Genomic DNA, 6,681 nt, shown 5'->3' on the forward strand with positions numbered 1-6,681 from the left:
GCTATTTGTAATCTTTATCACGTGATTTACAAAACAAAACGATTGATATGCATCAATATATGCAAAACGTTATCACGTAATATGAATTCTATATTATAATTATTGTTGCGATACACGCAAAATACAGGCATGAATGCGCCGAGATCACGCCAAAAGGCCTGCTGTGGAGCAAAGGAGCCCGCGATGAAAAGAAGAGACTTTTTGTCCATGTGTCTGGCGGCGCCGCTCCTTTCCGCGCTGCCGGCGCGCGCGGCGGGGGAGAAAACCCGGATCAGGCTGGCGGCCCAGGCGACCTCGGGCCAGGTGTTCCAATATCTCGCCAAGGCCAAGGGCTATCTCGACGACGAGGGCGTCGAGGTCGAAATGGTCTATATCAACAATGGCGTCGACGCCTTTTCGGCGCTGAGTTCCGGCAAGGTCGACGTCATCTCGACCTATGGCACCGGCGGGCCGCTGATCCAGATCGCCAACGGCCAGCGCTTCACCATTTTCGGCGGCTACATGATCACCGGCGCGACCCCGGTGTTCGCCTTGCCCGGCACGGAATACAAGGGCGTCGAGTCGTTGCGCGGGAAAAAAATCGCCATCATGCGCGGCGGCACGCCGGACATCGTGCTCAAGGGCATTCTGCACGACACCGGGATGGACGTTTCGAAAGACGTCACCTTCGTCGAGATCAAGCGCAACCAGGATGTGATGGAGGCGGTGCGCGGCGGCATCTGCCATTTTGGCGCTGTTTCCACCGGCTTCGAGCCGCAGATCAAGGACTCCGGCATGCAGGTGGTCATGTGGCCCGACGAGCTCTGGCCCGCCCATTCCTGCTGCCGCATGTTGTCGCGCAGCGACTGGCTCGACGCCAACCAGGACGGCCTGACCCGGCTCCTGCGCGCCTATCTGCGCGCCGAGCGCGACATGCGCGCCCCCGGCGGCATGGAGCAGGTGGTCGCGCTGACCATGAAAGAGCTGGACATGCCGGAACAGCTGGTGCGCAGTTTTGTCCAGAGCCCGCATCTGACCTACGAGACCGATCCGTCCAAAAAGGCCGTGGTCACCATGTGGAACAAGATGCAGTCGTTCGGCTACATCAAGGACCCCCATATCGACATCAACGACCACATCAACGTGTCCGTCTACAAGGCCGCGCTCGACGCCTTGCTGGCGCGCTATCCCAGCGACGCCTTCTTCGGCGAGAAGCTCAAGGCGTTCAACACCGTCGACGTCTGACGCGCGCGCGGGAGGGCCGGGTGAAAATCGCCAAAAACCTCGGCGTCTGGCTGATCGGGTTCGGTCTGGTCGGCGGCTACTGGCTGCTGACCGACGGGCTCCATGTGCTCGACCCCTTCCTGTTCGCCGGGCCGAGCCGGATTTCGCCGGCCTTCATGAAATCGCTCGGCAAGCTCGGCGAGGGCTTTGTCAGTTCGCTGGCCCTGCTGGCGCCGGCCTATGCGCTGGCGGTGATGCTCGGGATCGGCTTCGGCGTGCTGATCGGCCTCGCCGCGCCGCTTCGGCGCATTGTCACGCCCTATATCAACGCCTTCAGCGCCGTCCCCGTGACGCTGCTCACCCCCTTCGCCATCCACATCTTCTCCAGCTTTTACACGGCTTCCGTGTTCGTCATTTTTCTCGGCGCCTTCTGGCCGATTCTCGGCTCGACCATTGCGGGGGTGACGACCATCGACCGGCGCTATCTCGAAAGCGCGGCGACGCTGGAAATCGGCGGCGTCGAAAAAATGTTCCGGGTCGTGCTGCCCGCAGCGGCGCCGACCATATTGGCGGGCTGCTCCATCGCCTTGAAATTCGCCTTCATCCTGCTGACCGTCGCCGAAATGTTCGGGACCACTTCGGGCATGGGCTATTTCGTCCAGTACTATTCGGATTTCGCCAAATTCGACTTCGTCATCGCCGGCTTCCTGTTCATGGCGGCCATTCTGATGGCGGTCATGGCGCTGTTCGAAACGTTCCGGCGGCGCATGGTCGCCTGGACCCTGAACGGCTGAGGAGGGAAAGCATGACTCCGCTGCAACGCGCCGCCGCCATCGCCCGGGGAGAGCAAGCCGACCGCTTGCCCTGCAATCCCAATATCGCCAATGGCGCCGCGCGGATTTTCGGCTGCCGCATTTCGCAATTCAACACCGACGCGCGCGTGCTTGCCGATGCGCAGATCGCCACCTATCGCCGCTTCGGCTCTGATGGCGTGCGCATCTTCACCGATCTGTTCGTCTGGGCGGAAGCCATGGGCGCCAAGGTGAAGGCGCCTGAGGATCACACCGTCGATCTCGCCGCGCCGGCCGCCCAAAACGTCGCCGACATCGACCGGCTGCGCCCCGCCGATCCGCGCAAGGACGGGCGCCTGCCCATTCATCTGCGCGCCATGGATCATCTGCTCGACGCCATCGGCGCCGAAGTCGGCTGTTCCGCCGGCCTGGTCGGTCCGTTCACCAACGCCTTCTTTCTTTATGGCGTCGATGAATCCTTTCGCCTGATGCGCAAGAACCCGCGCGCCTTCCACCAGCTCTGCGCGCTGTCGCTGGAAACCTGCCTCGCCTATGCCGGCGCCGCCATCGAGAAGGGGCTGACGCCGACGATTTCCGAACCGATGTCGTCGTGTTCGGTGGTGAGCCCGGCGGTGTTTCGCGAATTCTCGCTGCCCTATCTGAAACAATTGGTCGCCTTCATCCGCGACGCCGGCCGCGCGCCGGTCATGCACATTTGCGGTGCGACCGACCGGATCTGGACCGACATCGCCGATCTCGGCGTCGCCGGCTTCAGCGTCGACAATGTCGTCGATTTGCGCGCCTGCTGCCAGACCATCGGCGCGAAAACCAAGATTTTGGGCAATGTCGATCCGGCCGGCGTGATGTTCGCGGGCACGGTCGAAGATGTCCGGCGCAAGACGCTGGACTGCATCCTCGCCGGCCACGACTCGCCCAAAGGTTTTGTCGTCATGTCCGGCTGCAGCCTGCCGGTGGAGACGCCGGCCGAAAACATCGACGCCATGATGCAGACCGTCGCGGAGGTCGGCTATCCCGTTCGCCGCGAAAGGGTCCTGGATTTGCTGGACCGCCTTGAATTGGCGCCGGCCTGACCGGGAGCGCCGCCATGCTGAACGTCGCCGTTGCAAACCTGAGCTTCGCCTATGATGAGACGCCGATCCTCGCGGGCGTCGACATGCAGGTCGAGGCGGGATCGTTCGTCTGCCTGCTCGGGCAATCCGGCTGCGGCAAGAGCACGCTGTTGCGTCTGCTTGCCGGCCTGGAAAAGCCGAGCGCGGGGCAAATTCGCGTCGAGGGGCGCCCGATCGCCGGCCCCGGCCTGGAGCGCGGCGTGGTGTTCCAGGATTACGGGCTGTTTCCGTGGATGAGCGCCAGCGAAAACATCGCCATCGCCCTGAAGCAGAAATTCAAGACCCTCAACGCGGCCGAGCGCCGCGCCCTGGCGCGCGAGCGGCTGGCGGAAGTGGAGCTTCCCTCCGCCAGTTTCGACAAATTCCCCGGCCAGCTCTCCGGCGGCATGCGCCAGCGCTGCGCCATCGCCCGCGCCTTCGCCATCGATCCGCCGATCCTGCTGATGGACGAGCCGTTTGCGGCGCTCGACGCCGTCACCCGCGCCCGCCTGCAAGAGCTGGTGATCGCGCTGTGGCGCAAGGACGCGCGGCGGCGCAAAACTGTTTTCTTCGTCACCCACGACGTCGACGAGGCGCTGACGCTGGCCACCGACATTTATGTCCTGGGCCAGTCGCCGGGGCGCATCGTCCACCGCCACAGTTTTGGCCGCGACAAGGTTTTGGGACGCGACGCGTTTCGCGGCGACCCCGGCCTGTTCGCGTTGCGCAGCCAGCTGATCGGGATCATCAACGAGGAGGTCTCGGCCTTCCGAATCCTCGACGGCGGTTTGGCCCGCGAGGCCGCGGAATGAGGGAGGAACCCGCCTGCGGCCATCTCGACGCCGCCCGCATCGACGAAGACCTCGCCGCAGCCTGCGGCTGCGCGCTGCCCGACGCCCATCGCGACGCCGCCGCTTTGGCGCGGCTGGCGGTCGGCCTGCGGCGTCAAAACCAGGCGCGGTTTTGCAGCCTGCCGTTTTGCTGCACCGTCGAGGCGGAGGCTTTGGGCGGCGCCATCACGCTGGGCGACGCCACCGCCGGCCCAAGGGCGCTTCACCCGGTCTGCGCCTCGTTGCGCGAGATTTTGAGCCTCCCGCGCATAAATTTTGCCGAAGGGCGCATCGCCGAAGTCTTGCACGCCTGCGCTTTGTTGGACGCGCAGGGCGAAAAGGTCGCCCTGGAAATCTGCGGTCCGATCACGATTCTCGCCGGCCTGATCGACCTGACCGTTTTGTTCCGCGACTGGCGCCGCGACGAATGTTTGATGCGCGAGGTTTTGGGCCGGCTGACGGACGAGCTTTGCGCCTATGCGCTGGCGGCGGCGCAGGCTGGAGTCGCGGCTTTGTCCTACGCCGATCCCGTCGGCGTCATGTCCATCCTTGGCGCGCCCCGCTTCGAATGTCTGGCCGACGCCCATATCCTTCCCTTGCTGCGCCAACTCGAAGGCGGCCTCGACATCCCCGTCCATGTCTGTCCAAAGACCGCGCACGCCCTGGTCGCCACCGGGCGCGGGTTCTGGCGCGAGTCCGCCGCCCCGCGGCGGACCGGCGACATCTGCTTCAAGAGCCGGCGGGCGGCGGCCGGCGCGACCAAGGAACTCGCGCTGGCCTGACGCCGGCCCAAATCCGGAGGACGAGATGAGCGACAAACAAACCCTGTTGCGGCAGATGTCGGACGGCGTCGTCAATATGGAGGACACGCAAGTCGTCGAATTGTCGAAAACCTACCTCCGCGAGGGGCATCCGGCGCTCGACGGCATTTTGGGCGGCCTTGTCGACGGCATGAACCGGGCGGGCGCGCTCTATGAGCAGGAGGACTATTTCGTCTCCGAATTGCTGTTGTGTTCGGACGCGATGTATGCGGGCCTCGGGGAGCTGCAGCCGCACCTGCCGGAGTCCGAAAGGAATGCGGAAAAGATCAAGGCGGTCATCGGCGTGGTCGAGGGCGACACCCATGACATCGGCAAGAATCTGGTAAAAATCATGATGGAGGCCGCCGGGTTCGAAATGCACGACCTCGGCCGCGACGTTCCCGTCGAGGCTTTTGTCGCCAAGGCGAAGGAGGTGGGCGCGTCGCTGATCTGCCTGTCGACGCTGATGACCACGACCATGGCCAATATGGGCCGCGTCGTCGCCCTGCTGGAGCGCGAGAACCTGCGCGAAAACGTGCGGGTGATCATCGGCGGCGCGCCTGTTTCCACCGCCTTCGCCAAAAAGATCGGCGCCGACGCCTATGCCGAAACCGCCGTGGCCGCTGTCGGCGTCGCCAAGCGCCTCACGGCGGCGCGTCTCGAGCGCGCCCATGCTTGACGCCCGCACCCGGCTGAAAAAGGTTTTGGCGCACGAGACGGTCGATCGCCCGCCCTGCATCTGCCCCGGCGGCATGATGAACATGGTCACGCATGAGCTCATGCGGCGCGCCGGCATTTTTTGGCCGGACGCCCATCGGGACGTCGGGCAAATGGCGCGCCTCGCGGCGGCGGCGTTCGACGCCGAATGTTTCGACAATATCGGCTTGCCCTTCTGCATGACCGTCGAGGCGGAAGCGCTGGGGGCGCGGGTCGATTTGGGCTCGGAGACGGTCGAGCCGCACGTGGTCGGCTATCCCCTGCGCTCCGTGTCGGAAGCCGATCTCTTGCCCTCGTTCGATCCCGATGCGGGGCGCGCCGGCGTGGTGTTGCGCGCGCTGGCGCTGGCGCGGCGCGAGGGCGTTCCCGTCATCGGCAATCTCACGGGACCGATGAGTCTGGCCGGCAGCCTGATCGAGCCCGGCGCGCTCTACAAGGCCTTGCGCCGGCAGCCTGAGGCGGCGCGGCGCCTGCTTGACCGCCTCTGCGACGATCTGCTCGCCTTCGGGTTGCGCCAACTCCAAGCGGGCGCGGATGTCATCGCCATTTCCGACCCCAGCGGCACCGCGGAAATCCTTGGGCCGGATCTGTTCGCGGCTTTCGAAATTCCGGCCCTCAACCGGATCGCCCGCGGCCTGCGCCAAAACTTTCCCGAAGCCGGCCTGATCGTCCACATCTGCGGCCATATGCGCCACGCCTTCCCGCTCCTGGAGGCGCTCGACTGCGACGCCATCAGTTTCGACGCGGTGGTGCGCCTCGCCGAGGCCCGCCACCATCTGCCGGACAAGGCGCTGATGGGCGCTGTCAGCACGTTTGCGCTGGAACGGGGAACGCCGGACAAAATCGCAGCCTTGACCCGCCATTGCCTGCGCGCGGGCGTCGACATTGTCGCGCCCGCCTGCGGCATGGGCAATGCCACGCCGCTGGCGACGGTGCGGGCGATGCGCGATACGGTGCTGGCGATTTGAGACGGGACCGGACACCCCGCGGGCCGCCGGGGCGGCTCTTTATCACGCGCCAGAGATTTCTTTTTGCTCCTCATGCCGAATTTTTAAGCAAATTTTGCCGAAAACATAGACAGCGCAGACCTTTGCATTTACGCACCCACGACGTAACCTAGCGCTTAGAGTTGGCGGCTAGGCCGTGTGGACGAATTTGAGCTGGGCGGCATTTTAGGTATTTCCCCGTTGAATCAAGCGTGATTCATGAGGTTCCGACCGAATCGGAGGCC

General features: G+C 64.5%; 7 protein-coding genes. All 7 read left to right on the forward strand.

Going from position 1 to position 6,681, the window contains the following annotated elements; translation table 11 throughout:
• Window positions 1–183 precede the first annotated feature (183 nt).
• Genes M2320_RS15950 through M2320_RS15980 form a run of 7 tightly spaced genes read left to right on the forward strand, consistent with a single transcriptional unit; the run spans window position 184 to window position 6,418 of the window.
• Window positions 184–1,224 (forward strand): ABC transporter substrate-binding protein, encoded by a 1,041-nt coding sequence (locus tag M2320_RS15950; protein WP_264598118.1) that lies wholly within the window; start codon window positions 184–186, stop codon window positions 1,222–1,224.
• Window positions 1,225–1,244: 20 nt separating this feature from the next.
• Window positions 1,245–1,997, forward strand: coding sequence for an ABC transporter permease (locus M2320_RS15955; RefSeq protein WP_264598119.1), 753 nt, complete (start codon window positions 1,245–1,247; stop codon window positions 1,995–1,997).
• A gap of 11 nt (window positions 1,998–2,008) precedes the next feature.
• A complete protein-coding gene (locus M2320_RS15960) occupies window positions 2,009–3,085 on the forward strand; it encodes a uroporphyrinogen decarboxylase family protein (protein ID WP_264598120.1) in 1,077 nt (358 codons plus the stop codon).
• Between the two features lie 14 nt (window positions 3,086–3,099).
• Window positions 3,100–3,915 carry an ABC transporter ATP-binding protein gene (locus M2320_RS15965; RefSeq protein WP_264598121.1) on the forward strand — a complete coding sequence of 272 codons (816 nt, stop codon included), beginning with the start codon at window positions 3,100–3,102 and terminating at the stop codon, window positions 3,913–3,915.
• The gene (locus M2320_RS15970; protein ID WP_264598122.1) at window positions 3,912–4,715 is read left to right on the forward strand and encodes a uroporphyrinogen decarboxylase family protein; all 804 of its coding nucleotides are present in this window, start codon (window positions 3,912–3,914) and stop codon (window positions 4,713–4,715) included. The genes M2320_RS15965 and M2320_RS15970 overlap by 4 nt, the downstream gene beginning before the upstream one ends.
• A 25-nt stretch (window positions 4,716–4,740) precedes the next feature.
• Window positions 4,741–5,412 carry a corrinoid protein gene (locus tag M2320_RS15975; protein WP_264598123.1) on the forward strand — a complete coding sequence of 224 codons (672 nt, stop codon included), beginning with the start codon at window positions 4,741–4,743 and terminating at the stop codon, window positions 5,410–5,412.
• The gene (locus tag M2320_RS15980) at window positions 5,405–6,418 is read left to right on the forward strand and encodes a uroporphyrinogen decarboxylase family protein (RefSeq protein ID WP_264598124.1); all 1,014 of its coding nucleotides are present in this window, start codon (window positions 5,405–5,407) and stop codon (window positions 6,416–6,418) included. The genes M2320_RS15975 and M2320_RS15980 overlap by 8 nt, the downstream gene beginning before the upstream one ends.
• Window positions 6,419–6,681: the final 263 nt, after the last annotated feature.

It is taken from the genome of Rhodoblastus acidophilus (assembly GCF_025961575.1).
GTDB lineage: Bacteria > Pseudomonadota > Alphaproteobacteria > Rhizobiales > Beijerinckiaceae > Rhodoblastus > Rhodoblastus acidophilus_C.

What these genes read in the sequence shown, in the direction of transcription:
- M2320_RS15950 (WP_264598118.1), top strand. Translation starts at nt 184, where the DNA reads ATGAAAAGAAGAGACTTTTTGTCCATGTGTCTGGCGGCGCCGCTCCTT.
- M2320_RS15960 (WP_264598120.1), top strand. Translation starts at nt 2,009, where the DNA reads ATGACTCCGCTGCAACGCGCCGCCGCCATCGCCCGGGGAGAGCAAGCC.
- M2320_RS15965 (WP_264598121.1), top strand. Translation starts at nt 3,100, where the DNA reads ATGCTGAACGTCGCCGTTGCAAACCTGAGCTTCGCCTATGATGAGACG.
- M2320_RS15970 (WP_264598122.1), top strand. Translation starts at nt 3,912, where the DNA reads ATGAGGGAGGAACCCGCCTGCGGCCATCTCGACGCCGCCCGCATCGAC.
- M2320_RS15975 (WP_264598123.1), top strand. Translation starts at nt 4,741, where the DNA reads ATGAGCGACAAACAAACCCTGTTGCGGCAGATGTCGGACGGCGTCGTC.
- M2320_RS15980 (WP_264598124.1), top strand. Translation starts at nt 5,405, where the DNA reads ATGCTTGACGCCCGCACCCGGCTGAAAAAGGTTTTGGCGCACGAGACG.